Origin of the sequence: Microbulbifer magnicolonia, from assembly GCF_035117725.1 — a bacterium.
Lineage (GTDB): Bacteria > Pseudomonadota > Gammaproteobacteria > Pseudomonadales > Cellvibrionaceae > Microbulbifer > Microbulbifer magnicolonia.
On sequence record NZ_JAYEFD010000001.1, the window covers coordinates 284,441 to 301,333 of the forward strand.

Annotated in this window: 11 protein-coding genes and 2 tRNA genes; all 13 read left to right on the forward strand. The window is 49.6% G+C overall.

Going from position 1 to position 16,893, the window contains the following annotated elements:
- The first annotated feature begins 17 nt into the window (after window positions 1-17).
- The 13 genes from RRF64_RS01320 (at window position 18) to RRF64_RS01380 (ending at window position 16,832) form a co-directional block, all read left to right on the forward strand.
- Entirely contained in the window at window positions 18-2,270 is a 2,253-nt protein-coding gene (locus RRF64_RS01320) for a DUF6351 family protein (RefSeq protein ID WP_323844025.1), read from the forward strand.
- A gap of 102 nt (window positions 2,271-2,372) precedes the next feature.
- A tRNA-Val gene (locus RRF64_RS01325) sits at window positions 2,373-2,448 on the forward strand.
- Window positions 2,449-2,475: 27 nt separating this feature from the next.
- A tRNA-Asp gene (locus RRF64_RS01330) sits at window positions 2,476-2,552 on the forward strand.
- Window positions 2,553-3,165: 613 nt separating this feature from the next.
- Entirely contained in the window at window positions 3,166-3,531 is a 366-nt protein-coding gene (locus tag RRF64_RS01335; RefSeq protein ID WP_323844026.1) for an MbcA/ParS/Xre antitoxin family protein, read from the forward strand.
- Window positions 3,528-4,313: an RES family NAD+ phosphorylase gene (locus tag RRF64_RS01340; protein ID WP_323844027.1), complete on the forward strand. Its 786-nt coding sequence runs from the start codon at window positions 3,528-3,530 to the stop codon at window positions 4,311-4,313. Before RRF64_RS01335 ends, RRF64_RS01340 begins: the two co-directional genes overlap by 4 nt.
- A 65-nt stretch (window positions 4,314-4,378) precedes the next feature.
- The gene (locus tag RRF64_RS01345; protein ID WP_323844028.1) at window positions 4,379-5,401 is read left to right on the forward strand and encodes a pyridoxal-phosphate dependent enzyme; all 1,023 of its coding nucleotides are present in this window, start codon (window positions 4,379-4,381) and stop codon (window positions 5,399-5,401) included.
- Window positions 5,402-5,585: 184 nt separating this feature from the next.
- Window positions 5,586-6,461, forward strand: coding sequence for an NAD(+) kinase (locus RRF64_RS01350; protein ID WP_323844029.1), 876 nt, complete (start codon window positions 5,586-5,588; stop codon window positions 6,459-6,461).
- Window positions 6,462-6,470: 9 nt separating this feature from the next.
- Window positions 6,471-7,622, forward strand: a complete 1,152-nt coding sequence (gene wecB / locus RRF64_RS01355; protein WP_323844030.1) for a non-hydrolyzing UDP-N-acetylglucosamine 2-epimerase — start codon at window positions 6,471-6,473, stop codon at window positions 7,620-7,622.
- 14 nt (window positions 7,623-7,636) lie between these two features.
- Complete coding sequence (wecC, locus tag RRF64_RS01360) at window positions 7,637-8,926, forward strand: UDP-N-acetyl-D-mannosamine dehydrogenase (protein ID WP_323844031.1); 1,290 nt, start codon at window positions 7,637-7,639, stop codon at window positions 8,924-8,926.
- Between the two features lies 1 nt (window position 8,927).
- Entirely contained in the window at window positions 8,928-12,302 is a 3,375-nt protein-coding gene (locus tag RRF64_RS01365) for a glycosyltransferase family protein (protein WP_323844032.1), read from the forward strand.
- Window positions 12,303-12,466: 164 nt separating this feature from the next.
- A complete protein-coding gene (locus RRF64_RS01370) occupies window positions 12,467-14,422 on the forward strand; it encodes an acyltransferase family protein (protein WP_323844033.1) in 1,956 nt (651 codons plus the stop codon).
- A gap of 8 nt (window positions 14,423-14,430) precedes the next feature.
- On the forward strand, window positions 14,431-15,357 hold the full coding sequence (locus tag RRF64_RS01375) for a hypothetical protein (RefSeq protein WP_323844034.1): 927 nt from the start codon (window positions 14,431-14,433) through the stop codon (window positions 15,355-15,357).
- Window positions 15,354-16,832, forward strand: coding sequence for a polysaccharide deacetylase family protein (locus tag RRF64_RS01380; RefSeq protein WP_323844035.1), 1,479 nt, complete (start codon window positions 15,354-15,356; stop codon window positions 16,830-16,832). Before RRF64_RS01375 ends, RRF64_RS01380 begins: the two co-directional genes overlap by 4 nt.
- Window positions 16,833-16,893: the final 61 nt, after the last annotated feature.

Consider the following 16,893-nt stretch of genomic DNA (forward strand, 5'->3'; position numbering starts at 1 on the left):
ATGCGCCGGAAGCGCCAGTGGTCGGGGTCCCCGAGGGCGCCCTGGACCACGAGCCGACGCCCGCCTACGACGGCCCCCATCCCAGAGTGATGGAGCGCCCACCGGAGTACTTCCCCTTTCCCATCGCAATTGGCGCAACCGGCCCGGTGGAAACCCTGTTTGCCGGTCCCTCCACCTACCCATTTTTTTGCGGAGACAATGAAGTCACCGACCACCAGCCGCTGGTGGACAACCAGGAGCGGGAGGGCGTGCCGGTATTTGCCCTGGACAAGAACGGGCAAAAAACCAGTGAAATCATCGGTTACAGCCGCGACTGCAGCCATCCCACCCAGGTCACTTACTACTATCGCAGCACCAGAGGCGGCGGTTTCCATCCCCTCGAGAAGGCCAACGGTGATATCGACCAGGTGACGGTGAATGGCGAGCTCACAGATTTTGTCGTGCGCCTCGAAACTGGCACCATCAACCGCTTTTTCTACGCGATCGCGGCCCTGAGAGGAGAGGGCGAGTCTGCTGACAAGCCCAGCGCCAGCAACTGGAACCGCCGCCTGATATACCAGTTTCGCGGCGGCGTCGGTATAGGCCGGCGCCAGGGCGATATCAGCAAGGGGGATATAGTGTCCCGTCGCGCGGACCAGTTGGCGCGCGGCTACGCGATTGTCTACTCGACCGCCAACCAGACCAGCAATCACTACAATATCTGGCTCGCGGAGGATACCGCGCGCCGCCTCAAGCGGCAGTTCACGGCCCTGTACGGCGAGCCGCTCTATACAGTCGGCATCGGTGGTTCGGGGGGTGGCATTCAACAGTACCTGTTTGCGCAGAATGCCCCCGGGCTGCTGGACGCCGCGCTTCCCCTCTACTCCTATCCCGACATGGTGAGCCAGACCATCTATGTGTTTGACTGCGAGCCGTTGGAATACTTCTTCGATGTGGTCGAGGCGGACAATCCCCGCTGGCGCGATGCCGCTGAGCGCACTGTTATCCAGGGGCTGTCGGCCAACACCGAGATCAACAGCCGTTTCCATTCGCTGAAGCTGGCGGCGTCGCTGTTCGACGGTCGCTATCGCGACGGCACCGAGGGGGCCACGGAGTGCACCCAGGGGTGGCGCGGTCTGGTGCCGCTGGTGAACAACCCCAATTTCGTGCACTTTATCAGGAACTTCGGTGACGAAGTGGCGCGCAAGACGCACTGGACGCACTGGGAGGACCTGCGTCAGTTCTACGGTGCCGACGACAGCGGCTATGCGAACAGCGCCTGGGACAATGAGGGTGTGCAGTATGGATTACAGGCGCTGGTCAGTGGCGAAATATCCGTCGATACCTTTCTGAGACTCAACGCCACGGTCGGTGGCTGGAAGCCGCCGGAGGACCAGGGCGACGAAAAACTGTGGTTCCTGAACGGTGGTCTCTTCCCGATTCAGCTCTCCATATGGAGCGAGCAGAATATGCGCCTGGGAAGCCTGGACAGGCCAGCAGAACGCAGCCGTGCCAGCCGCGCGGCAATCGAGGGCATCTACCGCTCCGGCCATGTTTTCCTGGGTGATGTGGAGATACCCATCATCGACGTGCGCCACTACCTCGATCGCGAGCTGGATATGCACCACAGCTCCGCTTCCTTTTCTGCCCGCGAGCGTATCCGCCGCGCCCGCGGCCATGCCGACAACCAGTTGATATGGGTCAGCCACAAAAACTACACACCGCTCGACGAAGCCCTCGACACCATGGATCGGTGGATGCAGAACATCATCGAAAATCCTCGTGCCGGTGTTGCCGCCAATCGGCCGGTAGATGCGGGGGACCAGTGCTTCGACAGCGAGGGCAATGTGATAGCCGTGGGGGCGAAGGTCTGGGATGGCGGCTGGAACCTGAAACCGACCGGCGCGTGCATGCAGGAATACCCGATATACAGCACGCCGCGCCAAGTGGCCGGTGCGCCCGTCACCGGAGATATCTTCAAATGTGCGCTGCAACCGGTCGAGCAGGCGCTGGCAAAGGGCATCTATGGCAATTACACAAAGGAGATAGCGGCACATATCGATGACATGCAGCGGATCTTCCCGGCAGGAGTCTGCAACTACGATCAGCCGGACCTGGCGCGACCGGCTGAAGACCTTATCCCCGGCGAAAGCCCGGTGAGAATCGCCGGCCATATGATCGAACCGGACTACCGCCAGCCGGTCGACCGGCTGGCGGATGAAAAAAGGAAAGAGCTGGAAGCGCAACCGGTATCGGTGTCCCTGCCGGGCGGCAAAAGCGGAAACCGGTAAACCGGAATTTTCTGGCGCGTTTTTTGTTGACAGGTCGGCGCAATCCGGTATGATGCGCGTCGCTCGAGGGGGCAAGGCCCCACGCAATCAGAGCAGAAAAGCGGGTGGTTAGCTCAGTTGGTAGAGCGGCGCCCTTACAAGGCGTAGGTCACAGGTTCGACCCCTGTACCACCCACCACCTTCCCCGGGAAGGTGAAGCTACCGCGGACCGGTAGTTCAGTTGGTTAGAATGCCGGCCTGTCACGCCGGAGGTCGCGGGTTCGAGTCCCGTCCGGTCCGCCATATACAAAAAAGGCTCGCACGAAAGTGCGGGCCTTTTTTGTATATGGCGGACCGGTGGACGAGAACCCCTGTTCGACAAATTCGCCGGGAGCGAATTTGGACGCCGCAGCGAAGCGTAGGCGCCCGAAGGGGGAGCGCCAAGGAGAAATCCGCTGGGAGCGGATTTGGGCAGCTTTAGCTGGCCGAAGGCCGAGCCACAGGGATGTGGCGAGTCATCGCGCTCATCAGTCCCGTCCGAGCCCCCGTTCGACAAAATTGCCGGGAGCAATTTTGGACGCCGAAGGCGCCCGAAGGGCGAGGGCCAGGACAAATCCGCCGGGAGCGGATTTGGGCAGCTTTAGCTGGCCAAAGGCCGAGCCACAGGGATGTGGCGAGTCACCACCCGGGTCAGTCCCGTCCGGTCAGGTAAAAAGTAAAGCCCGCGTATGCGGGCTTTTTCATTTTCAGGTCCTTTCCCGTTCCTCGGTAATTATCGGTACGTCCCTTGAATGAGTCGGCTGAGCGCGCCGCCAGCACTAGCCAAACCCCTCTCCCATATGTAGTTGCTAAGTGGCCGCTATTAATCTATATTTCGGACAAATGTCCATTTTGACTGCAAGCCAGAGGCTCAATTATGACCTCAATCCCCAACCACCAGCCCCAACCCAGCGCCGACGCTGTGCTCCTGGAAGCCGTACTAAACACCGCCGACCACCTGGGCCTGAAAAAGAAAGAACTCGGCGACATCATCCATCTGGATGACCGCACCCTCCGGCGCAGAAGCGGCCTGGATCCCGACAGTGCCCCCGGCCAGCTGGCACTGCTGCTGGTGCGCGCCTACCGCGCCGCCTTCGTGCTGATGGGCGGCGCGGAAGGGGCGCGCTACTGGTTCGCCACACCCAATCGCGCTCTCAACGGCGCGCCTAGGGAACTGGCCAGCCGCATTGACGGCCTGGTGCGTGTCGTGACCTATCTGGACGCCATGCGGGGCAAGGTTTGAGTGCTGATATCGCCCGTCGAATCGAGGCGGGCAAGGTCCGTCTGCTCGGGCACCTGTATCGCATCGTCGAGTCCCAGGAAGAGGTGGCGACCCGCAGCCTGGTCGACAACCTGCAAAAACAGCAGGTGCTGGAAGATCTGCTGGAAGAGAACAAACCGCCGCGACTGCCCGGCAGCGAACAAATGCACTACCTGCTCGCCACCCCATTTCGCTACCCGCCGCTGCCGTGGGGCTCCCGCTTTGGCGGCATCGCGGAAGCCGGTATTTTTTACGGCAGCAAGACCATCCCGACAGTACTCGCCGAAGCCGCCTACTACCGGCTGCTGTTCTTCCACGACATGGATCCGGCACCGGCGAAGCCTGTGACCAGCTACCACAATATATTTTCCGCCAAGTACTGCGCCGACCCCGGCATCCGCCTGCAGATATCGGACTGGGAGAGTGACTGGCAACGGCTTGCCCACCCAGCGCATTATCAGTTCGGCCAAGATCTGGGCCGTCAGTTGCGAGATGCCGGCATCGCTGGCATCGAGACAATCTCCGCCCGCGCTCTCCAGGCGGGTTTGGCGCAACTGCCCCCGAGCAATTCAGACGGGATCAATGTGGCCCTGTTCGATCCCGGCGCCCTGCTCAAAAGGCCGCCAACCCAGGAGGCGGATGTGACCGCGGAAACCAGTTTGGGCGAGGTCGTATTTCTGGTGAAATCCGGTGATCGAACGGAAACCCGAACTTTCTCCCTGGAAACCTTCCAGATAGAGGGGCGGCTGCCGAGGCCGGCCTAGGCCAAAAGATCTTGCAGGAGCCTGCGCGCAGGCGAATCCCAATTTCCCCAGCAGGCAAAATCAGCATGAAGCCCCGCTATCTAACCAGCCTGGATCTGGATGCCTTTATAGAAGCCGCTCGCGAAGTCCCTTACCAGCGCATCGACAGCGATCTATTCCCCAACATCGAAGTCTGGATCCGCCGGGATGATCTTCTGGACCCCATCATCTCCGGCAACAAAGCCTACAAGCTCCTGTTTAACCTGATAGAAGCGAAAGAGCAGGGTGCCGACACCCTGATCACCTGTGGCGGCGCCTGGTCCAACCACATTCACGCCACCGCAGCCGCCGGCGCCCGCTTCGGCTTCCGTACCATCGGCATAATCCGCGGTGAATGCCCGCCCGTACTCAGCGCCACACTCCTGGATGCGGAGCGCTTCGGTATGCAGCTCAGGTTCGTCACCCGCGAACAGTACCGCCTGCGCAATCAGTCGGAATTCCTGAAACTCCTGGGGCTCGAACAAGAAAGCGCCCTCTATATACCAGAAGGCGGTGCGAATCTGGCGGGAGCGCGGGGGACCCAGCTATTGGGAAAAGTAATTGAAGCAACGGCTCCAATCAGATTCGACCAATTATGGCTGGCCTGCGGGACCGGCCTGACCTTGGCTGGGCTGGTCTCGTCGATCACAAACCTTCCAGTCTGCGGCGTGGAGGTACTAAAGGCAGGCAACTCAATCCGGTATGACGCACAGCGCTGGCTAGAGGCACTGAATAGCCCCTCTCCCGTATGCGGGAGAGGGGTTGGGGAGAGGGCAACCAGTGCTACTACCCGCAATCAAGTTAAACACTCAGCTGATCTTTATTTGAACAATAAGTACCACTGCGGCGGCTATGCCAAATACCCCGAATATTTGCAGAAATTCCAGCGAGCCTTCGAACACCAGTCCGGCATCCCCCTCGATCCGTTGTACACGGCAAAACTAATGTACGGCTTACATCAGGAGGCCACTGCCGGCCGCATTCCTCCTGGCAGCAAGATCCTGACACTGCATTCCGGAGGCCTCCAGGGGCGGCGCGGCTTTCCACCTGCAGTTATGTACAAAAAATAAACGATTGATTTGCTGCGAGGTGTCGCTGACTCCCCATCCCCGTTCGACTCCCCAAGCAACCTAAGGCATAATCGCCTGTCAAAAATTTGGGGACGCTTTTTCCTTCGGCGCACAAAAAACAATCAAGTGGCCGACAGGAGAAGCATCAATCGCCGGGCCCAGATTCGGGCACCTTGGGGGAGCGGTGTCGGAGTTTCAGAATATCGGCCTGATCGGCCGTACAGAAAGCGATAGTGCCGTCCTTTCGCTGAAACGCTTGATGGCGTTTCTGGAGCGGGAGGGCTTCGCCGTGGTGCTGGAAAAGGAAACCGCCAGCGCCGTTGCCGGACATCAGGCTCGCGTGTCATCAAAAGATAAGCTTGGCGAGCTCTGCGATCTGGTTATCGTCGTAGGTGGCGACGGTAGTCTCCTCGGTGCCGCCCGCGCTCTGGCTAAATTCAGCGTGCCTCTCCTGGGGATCAACCGCGGCCGCCTCGGCTTCCTCACCGATATCACCCCGGACGAAATTGAACAAAAAGTAGGCGAGGTGCTGGCCGGCAAATACATGGCCGAAAGTCGCTTTCTGCTCGATATGTCGGTGACCCGCGATGGCAAGCCCGTCGGCAAGGGCTCGGCGCTCAATGATGTGGTCATTCATCCGGGCGAATTTATCCGCATGATCGAATTTGATCTCTATATCGATGGTCAATTCGTATACACGCAACGCTCGGACGGACTGATCGTATCTACTCCCACCGGCTCAACGGCATACGCACTGTCCGGAGGCGGGCCCATTATGCACCCCAAGCTGGATGCCATAGTGCTGGTGCCGTTGAACCCACACACCTTGAGTAGCCGACCCATCGTCGTGGAGGGCAGCAGCGAGTTCAAGATTATTGTGGGGGAGCATAATATTGCCAACCCGCACGTGACTTGTGATGGGCATGACCAAGTAATCACCGAGCCGGGCGATGTGATTCGTATTCACAAGAAACCACACAGATTAACTTTAATCCATCCGCTGGATCACAACTTTTATGAAACATGCCGTTCGAAACTGAATTGGCAGGTAAGCAGTTAAGGTAGCGTTATGAAAAAGGTTCTTATTGTCTTTGGCACGCGTCCAGAAGCGATAAAAATGGCACCGCTTGTTAAGGCGTTTGCCAAAAATAAAGAGGCTGAGTGCAAAGTATGTGTAACCGCACAGCACCGCTCAATGCTAGACCAGGTTTTGGAACTTTTTGATATCACACCTGATTGGGATCTCGACATTATGCAGCCTGGTCAGGATCTTACAGATATTACTAGCCGAATATTATTGGGAATGAGGCCTGTACTGAAAGAGTGGCGCCCTGATATCGTGCTTGTTCACGGTGATACGACGACCACGTTGGCTGTATCATTGGCGAGTTACTACGAAAAAATTCCGGTTGGACACGTAGAGGCGGGGCTACGCACGGGTGACATTTACTCGCCATGGCCGGAAGAAATGAACCGAAAAATTACCGGTTCTATTGCCGCATACCATTTTGCGCCGACTTCGAGAGCGCAACATAATTTAATCAGTGAGGGTGTTTATAGCTCCACGGTACATGTTACGGGCAATACCGTAATCGATGCCCTGCATGACGTTCTCTCGATTATTCGACAGAATTCCAGTCTTGAGCATGAGATCCTGGCCCAGCTTCCCTTTTTGAAAGAAGATCGAAAAATTGTGCTAGTAACCGGGCATCGTCGCGAAAACTTTGGCGAGGGGTTTGACAACATTTGTACCGCGATAAGGAAGGTTGCTATTTCCCATCCTGAGGTGTTAGTGGTGTATCCGGTACACCTAAATCCAAATGTGCGAGAGCCAGTAAACAGAATTCTGAGCGACGTGGAGAATGTGCTTCTAATTGAGCCGCTCGAGTATCTGCCCTTCGTATATATGATGAGTCGTTCTTACTTGATATTGACCGACTCTGGAGGTGTTCAGGAGGAAGCGCCCTCTCTCGGAAAGCCGGTTTTAGTGATGAGAGACACAACGGAGCGTCCAGAAGCTGTAGAGGCAGGCACTGTAAAACTGGTTGGTACGAATAGCAATGTTATTCTCAATGAAGTTGTAAAATTACTAACAGACGAAATGTACTATATCTCCATGTCAGAGGCTCACAACCCTTATGGGGATGGTAAAGCGTGCGAGCGAATTGTTGCGCATATTGCGCAGCAGGCAAAAAATACTGTAGTAGAAGTTGCGGAATAGTAGTAGAGGGTAAAATGAATAAAAAAATGAATTTTCAGTCATTGACTGTAATGGGGCTGGGATATATCGGACTGCCAACAGCTGCGGCATTTGCATCACGCAAGCTAAAGGTATGTGGAGTAGATATAAATGAAAAAGCTGTTAACACAATAAATCGAGGTGAGATTCACATTGTTGAGCCTGAACTCGATATCGTCGTGCACTCTACCGTTACCGAAGGTTTTTTGAAGGCTTCGTTGACGCCAGAGTCGGCGGATGCATTTATCATCGCAGTACCGACGCCATTTAAAGAAAATAAGGAACCGGATCTCAGTTATATCGAGGCCGCTGCCAGTGCAATTGCGCCGGTTATTAAAAAGGGCGACCTCATAATTCTCGAATCGACCTCGCCGGTTGGTGCGACTGAACATATGGCAAAAGGGCTAGCAGAATTTCGACCTGACTTGAATATACCGGTCGAAAATCGGGCTCGAGGCGAGTTTGATGTTTTTATAGCGCATTGTCCTGAGCGTGTGCTTCCAGGCCACGTCATGAAAGAGTTAGTCGAAAACGACCGCATTATTGGTGGGATGACCGCTTCCTGTGCAGAAAAGGCCAAGGCGTTATATCAGGTTCTAGTAGAGGGGCGTTGTTATCTCACCGATGTACGTACTGCGGAAATGGCAAAATTGACGGAGAATAGCTTTAGAGACGTAAATATTGCGTTTGCCAACGAGCTTTCAATCATCTGCGATGAGCTGAGCATAAATGTATGGGACTTAATACGCCTGGCAAATAAGCATCCTCGGGTGAATATACTACGCCCAGGGGCAGGGGTTGGCGGCCACTGTATTGCCGTTGATCCTTGGTTTATCGTCAGTCAGTCACCCGCTCATGCAAATCTCATAAAAACTGCGAGAGAGGTTAATGATTATAAGCCTAACTGGGTGATCCAAAAGGTAGAAAAAGAAGTTCAACTATTTCTCTCTAAGAATCCGAATATACACGCTAGCAAAGTTAAAATTGCCTGCTTGGGATTGGCCTTCAAGCCCGATATTGATGATCTGCGAGAGAGCCCGGCCCTGCAAATCGCCCGCGAACTCGAAGCCCAGTATCCGAAACAAGTTACTCTCGTAGAGCCTAACGTGGAGGAGATTCCAAATGGCTTTGTGTCTAAGCTTGAGCATGATATTGAAAGGGCAATTGAAGTCTCTGATGTGATCGCCGTTCTAGTCCCCCACTCTCAATTCAAGGAGCATGCGAAGTTGATTTCATCACAAGCTCATGTAGTGGATGCCACCGGGTTGAATGATTTGGAGATCTGATATGAGCGAGAGTGAGACAAGTCTTCGTCCTTCTTCTGAGACTTCTGTGATTGATGAAATAGAAATCCATGATCGCGTGTTTGAGGCCTATTATGGAAAAATGGGCGAAGGTTTCATGCGGGAAACTCAGCGAAGAATTCACTGGATATGTTCTCATGTTAAGGGTGAATGTGCTCTAGATGTAGGGTGCTCGCAGGGTATCGTTCCAATACTCTTAGCTCGAGAAGGGTGTAGAGTTACTGGGGTCGATTTAGATGAGAAGGCAGTTAAGCAAGCTTGGCAGTTTTCCGCAAATGAACCTGAGCTGGTGAAAAGCAGACTTGACTTTGTACACTCCGATTTTTTTGATTTTGAGGCATCGGGGGCAGTATACCAGACTGTTATTTTGAGTGAGGTGCTGGAGCACCTTGTTCGCCCAGAATTGTTTGTGAAGAAAGCCGCGAGCCTCTTGGAAGAGTCGGATGGCACACTAGTGGTGACTACGCCATTCGGAATAAACGATTTTATTGATCACAAGACAACTTACTACCTCTCGGCTTTGATGAAAACTTTGCACGCCGAATTTTGTGAGTTGGAATATGAGATCCTCGGAAGGTGGATCGGTATTGTAGCGAAAAGGCCTCGAAAGCAGCCTTCCACTGAACTTCCCAATGTTTGTTTTGCTGACCTTCAGCGTTTGGAGGAGGGATTTTACCAGTTGGAGCGGCCCTTGAGGGAGCTGGTCGTTAGTCTTCAAAAGAGCAAAAGTGAACTGCGAGGGAGAGTTAACGAGCTGAATGAGAAGGCTCGTGAAGCTCGTATCAATTTATCAAAGGCTGAGGCTCGCATAAATGACTTGGAATCAAAATCAAAAGCTTTTGCGCAATTGGAAGTTGACCTAAAGGGGGCTGAGGAAAGGGCCCTTGCTTTTGAGGAGAAAGTACTTGCCCTTAGTTGTGAGCTGTCTGATAGTCAATTGGCATGTGAGCATCTGGAAGCCAATTTAGAGAAATCTGAGGAAAGTACTCTTGTTCTTAATAGCGAGCTATCTAATAGTCGCCAGGAATGCGTGCGGCTGAAAAACCGCCTGAAGGAATCTGAAGGAAGAGCCGATACGCTCACTGACGAACTGTCTAATAGCCGTCAGTCATACACTTTAATGCGTAATCAAAAGATTTCTGCTGAAAAAAAAATTAAGGCTTTGCAACGCAGTACTACCTATCAACTTGGGTATCATATTAAGCAAGCGGGTTCGCTGGCAGGTTTGATGCGCCTTCCGCTGGCTATATTTAGAGTTTACAGAGCATTTCGTACAAAAAGGAAAGCGTCTACTTCACAGAGCCGAAACAAAAAGAATTTGCCCCCAGTTTCTGGTACTACGCAAAGTCATGCCGTCTCGGAAAGTAATGTACGACAAATCGCGTTAGGTTCTTATAGCTCAAAATTTGAAGAGCTCAGTTCGTCACCGATTTGGTATCGAGTATCAGTGAATCCTGCTGAGAATATATTGATTTCCTCTGCTATTAGCGGTCAATCAGATGGCGGTAGTCAAGGCAATAAAGCCAGGTCTGCATTGATGTTGCTAAAATTCTACGGAATCAGCGGTCAACAAATAGATGTTGAGTGTGGAAAACTGGCTTGGTCGCGTCAGTTTCACGCTCAATTTAAGTATCTTACCTCTACTGCTGGCGCTAAGCAGCAAATTCACGCTTTCACAACCCCTACAAACGTATATGGAATAGAGATCGGATTTTGCCGATTTGGTGCACTAAAAAGTGATCGCATATGTTTGAATTATTTGTCCGTATCCTCTGCGCCGGCAACGACTGAAGGCGAGGGGGAGAGATTTTCGCTGGACCCCAGGGCGACCGCGATTTTTACTTCAGGATGGCCGTCCAACAAGGAAAGTGACAAGCCCGTAGTTCTCGGCGTGATGGATGAATTTACCGAAGGTTGCTTCAAAAATGATTTGAACTTAGTGCAGCCGCGCCCAGACAACTGGCTTGCGTTAGCAGAAAAGTACAAACCGAGTATGTTCTTCATCGAAAGTGCCTGGAAGGGAAACCATGGTAGCTGGCAATACCGAGTTGGGGACTACGCGAATAAGCCGGGCCAAGAAATCAGCCAAATGGCTGATTACGCGCGCCAAAAAGGCATTCCTATGGTGTTTTGGAATAAGGAGGATCCGGTACACCATGAGAAATTTATGTGTAGTGCGAAAGTAGCCGATTATATTTTTACGACGGATAAAAATATGTGCGGTTCATACGAGGAAAAGACGGGTAACACGGCTGTTTATGCTCTACCGTTCGCTGCGCAGCCTGTACTGCATAAACCTGCAGCACTTCATGGGCGAATACCTCGAGCTTGTTTCGCTGGTAGTTGGTATGGGAATCGTCATGCAGAGAGGGGCGAGGCGATGGCGTGGTTGCTGCGTGCGGCCAAGCGTCATGGCGTGGACATTTATGATCGCAATTATGAGACAGGTAACTTTCCTTTCCCTGCAGAATTGCAGGAAAATATAAAAGGTAGTTTGTCATACGAGTCTCTGTGCAAAGAATATAATCGGTACCGACTATTTCTAAACGTCAATTCAGTAACAGATTCTCCCACAATGTTTTCTCGTCGCGTATTCGAGCTTATGGCCTGTGGCACTCCTGTGGTCAGTACCTACGCTCGTGGAATTGAAGAGCTCTTCGACAATGAAGTGATATGGTTGGTAAATAATGAAGCTGAAGCTGAGGAGGCGATTTATACATTGCTTAATGATGACGCTGAGTGGCGGAGGCGGAGCTTGTTGGGAATCCGTGAAGTATTTACCAATCATACCTATGCCCATCGTCTTAATGAGGTTTTTCAGCTCGTAGGGGCGGGGGCCAGGCTGGATGTTAGCCCAAATATATTATTTGTGGGTAGAGTGAACAAAGAGTCTGAATTGGATGCATTTATAAATTTTGTACAAGTACAGAAATACAGAAACTTTACACTGATGGTTGAATTCGATGGTTCGGTCAAGGCTAAACAAGACGCCATCTTAGATAAGATAGAAATTGTCAGTTCGGGTTACTTGCGAAGTAGTTCCTTCAAAGAAAGGGCGCTGCAATTCCATGCTGTCGGTTGGCTTTCTGCCATTGCTCGCTATGGTAAATATTATTCAATGGATCTGGTTAACGCAATGCGCTACGAGCCTGAAGCGAATGGCTGGGCGAAGGCAACGGCTAATAATGAATTTTTATTTGACGTGCCTGCAGAGCTACATTGTGCGGTATGGACGCCAAGAGTCTTTAGTGAAAAATGGTGTGCCAGTAATGCTGGGGATCAGGTTTCTTATCCGTCTTTATTTACATTGGATAGTAATGAGTTTACCCCTCAATCCATGCCGATGACATGCACATAATTAATTAACAAAAAAGAAGTAGACATGTCCACTGGGTAACATTCTTCAAGCGCTTGCCAAAGAGGCCAGAGTGTAAAGTGATATTTCTAAGATAATGAATGCTAATAATTATCGAATGCTTTTCTGAAGTTCAATGATTATATCTTGATATAAGGTCTTTAGTAGTGAGTCAAGAAAGAAAGTACTGGGAAGAGATAGATGGACTGCGAGCCATAGCGGTTATGAGTGTAGTTCTCTTCCATGCTTGGCCAGGTCTAGCTCCGGGTGGATTTGTCGGAGTTGATGTATTTTTTGTGATCTCGGGTTTTCTGATCACTGGGCAAATTGACCGGGACATTCGCGACGGCCGCTTCTCGATAGCGGAGTTTTATCGTAGACGAATAAAGCGAATAGTACCAGCAGTTATACCAGTATTGATGTTTTTATTGTGTTTTATTCTCTTTCTCGCCACTCCAGATTTTGCGCTCGCTAACATCAAGGCCTTATCGTCCGTCGTCCTTAGCATTACTAATATTTTTTATTATATTAATGAGATAGACTATTTCTCTAATGTTGCTGCAGAGCATCCTTCCTTACATTTCTGGTCCCTTGCGGTTGAAGAGCAATTCTATATTTTCTGGCCGATAGTGCTATTGCTATGTGCTCGACTTGGGTTGTCATTTCTAATTGCCGCTTTGGCTCTATTTATCATTTCATTTACTTTTGGACTTGCATACTTAGATTCTGATCCAAGTTACTCCTACTTTTTGCCGCATGCCCGTGCATTTGAACTCTTGTTGGGAGCTATTGCTTTCTTTGGTTTCTCGAAGCTGAGCCCAGAATCATGGAGAAAGTGGATCCGAGAGCTAATCTGTGTATTGGCAGTCATAGCTTTATTGGCGAGCACCCTCTTTGTAAATGAAGAAATGCGTTTTCCTGGTTATGTAGTGCTCACCCCAATAGTGGCGACTGCATTTATCATATTGGTAATCCTTCCTGGCGCACTTAAATCGGCAATATTGCTTAGAACTAAGCCCTTGAGGTTCATCGGCAAGATTTCTTATTCAATGTATCTTTGGCACTGGCCTATTTTGACACTATTTAATTATTACTATTTAAATCTAAATGATGTGGTAATAGCCGTTCTTTATATTGCAACAGTCTTTTCTCTCTCTGTGCTTAGTTACCAGATTGTAGAACAACGGTTTCGCAGAACTTCTAAGAATCTTCGCTGGTTGGCGTCGCGACTGGTTATCGTGCCTGCCGGTGTTAGTATGACTGCATTATTGTTTGTGATGCAGACCGATGGTTTATCTTTTAGATCGTGGACTGAATACAAGCAGCAGTATGAACTTCTTTCCCAGGGCTCCGTTAGAGGGTTTAAGTACGAGTATGTTTGTCAAAGAGCGTACTTACCAAAAAAATATTTAAAGGAAGATCGGTGCGTATTGGGGCCTGATCAAAATCAGGGAGACGTCAAGATATTACTCTGGGGTGATTCTAACGCAAGCCAATATATTGGTGTCTTAGGGGAAGTTGCGAATTCGATTGGTTTTAGTTTCTCTAACTTTGAGCACAGCTCCTGCCCACCGATTTTCTCAGATCCGAGAGAGTTTGTGCCGGGTGCAAAATATGACAAATGCGCGAAATCATTAAATAATATTTATCCCATTATAGAGCGATATGATGTGCTATTTCTGGGCGGGTCATGGAGTTCCTACGCGGAGGGGGGGGGCGGTTTTCTTGATGCATTAGAGTCAACCGTGGCTGCCTTAGTTGAGCGAAATAAAAGGGTTCTACTGCTGGGGAAAATTGGGACTGTAAATTATGTAGACTCTACATGTATTTTCAAACAGATAAACAATAGCTACCTGGACTGTAACGATATAAGAGAGATTGATCCAAGCATAGTATCGGTCAACTCTCATCTTAGGGAAATTGCTCAAAAATTCGAAGGGGTGGAATATCTTGATGTGAATAAATATGTTTGTCCGGATGGGATATGCAGCGCTCTAGGGGCAGATGGTGTTCCCGTTTACGTCGATAGTGGACATATTAGTTTGCAGACCTCTTGGAAAATTGGAAAGCTCGTATCGCAAGATAAGCCTGCAATTTCAATGATAAGTAACTTATTAAGATAGTTATCACTATGATATATATTCATCTTGGTTCATGGAAAACTGGAACAACTACGATTCAGACTGTGTTGCGCCGAAATAGAGTTGCGCTCCAAAAGCTTGGATATAAATTTGTAGATCAAAGAAGCCAGGAGTTCAAAGATTTTGCTGCGACCTTTAACGAGGCAAGGAAGTTGCCATTACGAGAGTTCGATACTCTAACTTCAGGTGAAACTGCTATTTTAGAAAGGTCGTTCGATGAGTTTTATAATCTCGTTCGTGGGATTGAAAACCCCATTTTTTCATGGGAGCCATTTCTAGGTCACCCCTTCTCAGGGTTGAGTAGCATGTATAACTCTGAGTCAGCAGCTTTGTGGTTTAGTTACCTAGCGAGAAGGGCTTTAGATACGTTCAAATTTGTATTGACAGTTAGAAATCAGTTTGACTTTATAGAATCAATGTATTCGCAGGAAGTGCGAAAGGCGCGTTTTCTTTCCGGGTTTAACGATTTCTTTGCTGATAAACTACCGAATGACTTAGGTTGGGAGGCTGTTGCGAAACCATTTTCCGACATATTTGCCGATGACTCGCTGTCGGTAATTCCTTTTGAGATTGTCAAAAAAAATGGGATACGTAATTATTTAGAAGTTTTCTTTCGATCAGTTGGTATTGATTTGAGCGAGTTAAGCTTACTTGATAAAGACTTACATTCGAACCCAAGTTTTTCGAAGGTTGCGGACAGTATTGCTTTAAATGTTTATCCGTTTTTGGAAAAAAACGACAGGCTTTTACTGGAAAGAGTCTTAGTCGAAAACTTTTCTAACAAGACTCATAAGGATAATTCATATTTCACGAGTACTCAGAGAAATATGCTTTATTCCAAAGTAGCAAGAGGGAATGCGTTATTCTTTCAAAAATATTGTCCATCGTACGACGCGCAAGAGATGGGATATATATGATGTTTATGTCCTGTGAGCTTGAGTCTGGGTTTAGTGAAATAACAGAGAAGCGAGTAAGAATTAAGGGTGAGTGTATTGATTATGCTCAAGGAAAGTACTGTCTACATATAAGTGATATTTCAGTTCGGCGACTTCTTTCCGCTGGATACCGTGCTGTGCGTATCCAATTGAGTGGCTTGAATCAATCAGAATACAAAATGAAAGTCCAAATAGATGGGCGGAACGGAGGCTACGAGTCGGTCAGTTCGGGCGAGAGCGGGGTGATTGAAAGCTGCGTGGTTATTCTACGGCCTAGAGCTCTAAATTTATCTATAAACATATATTTTACAAATAGCACTTTCGTTTTTGGTAATGAGGATTTGACGTTAACGATAGACTCTCCTGTTTTCCCACAGAAAATTGTGTTCTGTCCAAGCAAAAGTGACGTTGATAAGGGCAACGTACTGCCGTGGGTTAACAAAGATTTTCGATCGCTAGGGGATATCGGTTCCTTTTTAAACGAGAGATATGCTAATCGAGCAGTGTCAAATAGCGGGACAAAAAAGGTCTTTATTAGTGTTGATACTGAAGATACATATTTCGACAGTGGGGTCTTGCTCGATGGCGCGGCAGAAGGCTATCTGACGACTAGGGAAATTGCTTCGGAGTTGGAAAAGCGAGGGATGAGAGGCATTTTCTTTGTAAATGTTTTCGAGCACCTAGAGGGCGAAAAAGATTTATTGATTAGAGAGTTGATTGGGGATCTTTCTAGAGCGGGGCATGAGATCGGGCTGCATTCGCATCCGTCGGCGAAGTTAACTTTTTATCGAAAACAGCTTAATGAACTTAGCTATGAAGAGCAGTTGAAAGTAATTAAGTACGGTACTGAGTATATTGAAAGTATCATAGGAGAGAAGCCAAAATCATTTCGTGCCGGGGGCTATCTTTTTAATAAAGATACACTTAAAGCATTGAAAGAGTTGGACTATGTCATTGATTCATCGTATTTATATGGCTTTGTACCGGACTCCCTTAGAGGGAGCTATGTGACTCATCCGTATTGGACTAGTGGAGTCATTGAATTTCCAATAACGCCCGTTGCACTAGTTAGAGAGCGGGGCGGAATTACTAATTCTAAACTGGATATTAACTGGTTACGCGCGAATGAACTTATAAGGGCGTGTAAGTCGGGCTCGTCCCCGTATCTGAATTTCATGATGCATAGTTTTTCGTTTTTGAAGAAAGCCAGAATTGCCCCTGGGAAGAAATCTTTAGCGAACGTCGAGAATGAAGTGGTCGCCAGAAGTGAAAAAAATATTAGGGGAAGTTTTGTCGAGATATATGGGCAAGACAAAGAACTTTTTGAAGAATTCAAAGTATTTCTTGATTACTTGGAGCAGTCCGAGGAGTTTGACGTTTGTACTTATCGGGAGTCTTTCGAGCTTTTACCGTGCATGGAGGATTCAGCTCCGATTGTTTATAGAAACTTTAAATAAAACAATGAAAGATTATCTATTTCCAATTAGGTTTTTCCTGTTTTTTTTGCCGATGTATTTC

Coding starts and splice junctions, on each gene's coding strand:
- RRF64_RS01335 (WP_323844026.1), top strand. CDS start 3,166: ATGACCTCAATCCCCAACCACCAGCCCCAACCCAGCGCCGACGCTGTG.
- RRF64_RS01345 (WP_323844028.1), top strand. CDS start 4,379: ATGAAGCCCCGCTATCTAACCAGCCTGGATCTGGATGCCTTTATAGAA.
- wecB (WP_323844030.1), top strand. CDS start 6,471: ATGAAAAAGGTTCTTATTGTCTTTGGCACGCGTCCAGAAGCGATAAAA.
- wecC (WP_323844031.1), top strand. CDS start 7,637: ATGAATAAAAAAATGAATTTTCAGTCATTGACTGTAATGGGGCTGGGA.
- RRF64_RS01365 (WP_323844032.1), top strand. CDS start 8,928: ATGAGCGAGAGTGAGACAAGTCTTCGTCCTTCTTCTGAGACTTCTGTG.
- RRF64_RS01375 (WP_323844034.1), top strand. CDS start 14,431: ATGATATATATTCATCTTGGTTCATGGAAAACTGGAACAACTACGATT.
- RRF64_RS01380 (WP_323844035.1), top strand. CDS start 15,354: ATGATGTTTATGTCCTGTGAGCTTGAGTCTGGGTTTAGTGAAATAACA.